Source organism: Carboxydothermus islandicus (genome assembly GCF_001950325.1).
GTDB classification, from domain to species: Bacteria; Bacillota; Z-2901; order Carboxydothermales; family Carboxydothermaceae; genus Carboxydothermus; species Carboxydothermus islandicus.
On record NZ_BDJL01000031.1, the window covers coordinates 1 to 862 of the forward strand.

Genomic DNA, 862 nt, shown 5'->3' on the forward strand with positions numbered 1-862 from the left:
CATGAAAGGCATCATGCAGGCCAAGAAAAAAGAGTTAAAGGTCATAAACGCTGCGGACCTCGGGGTAAATGCCGCACCCAAAGTAGAGATAAAAGAAATCTTTCTTCCCAAAGGCAAGCAAGCGGGGAAAATCTTCACCGATGAGCCGGCGGTAGCGGTAGCCAAGTTAGTTAAAGCCTTACGGGAAGAAGCCAAGGTAATATAGGGGGTGGAGATAATGGGTAAGGTATGGGTAGTAGCAGAGCAAAGGGATGGCAAGTTAAAGAAAGTAACCTTTGAGATGGTAACTTTGGCCCGGCAAATAGGGGGAGAGGTTGAAGGGGTAGTAATCGGAAAAGACGTAAAAGGCCTGGCATCTGAACTTGGGGAATACGGAGTAGGGAAAGTATATGTAGCCGACCATCCGGACTTAGAGCAGTACACCACCGCCAAATATACTCGGGTACTGGCGGATTTAATCAATAAAGAAAAGCCGGACGTAGTGTTAATAGCCAACTCCGCCCAGGGGCGGGATTTTGCGCCGCGGACAGCCCAGCGGGTAGGAGCGGGGCAGATAAGCGACATCACCGGTTACGAAGAAGGAGTTTTTGTCCGGCCCATTTACGCCGGGAAAGCTTATACCAAAGTGGGGGCCACCAGCCATCCGTTAATAGTAACGGTCCGGCCCAACGTCTTTCCGGCAGTAGAAAAGACAGGCGGGCAAGCTGCAATTGAAGAAGTGGCGGTCAGCTTTATGCCGGAGGATTTAAAAGCCATAGTAAAGGAAGTGGTGAAGCAGGTATCGGGGCGTCCCGAATTAACCGAAGCGGATATCATAGTATCGGGCGGTCGGGGGATGAAAGGTCCGGAGAACTTCAAGCTG

1 protein-coding gene and 1 pseudogene are annotated in these 862 nt (G+C 50.9%); both read left to right on the forward strand.

Features of this window, described 5'->3' with window-relative positions:
* Positions 1-205, forward strand: a pseudogene (locus ciss_RS05340) (electron transfer flavoprotein subunit beta); the annotation flags it as partial.
* 12 nt (positions 206-217) lie between these two features.
* Positions 218-862 (forward strand): electron transfer flavoprotein subunit alpha/FixB family protein (locus tag ciss_RS05345; protein ID WP_235837253.1); only part of this gene is annotated, 645 nt, incomplete at its 3' end.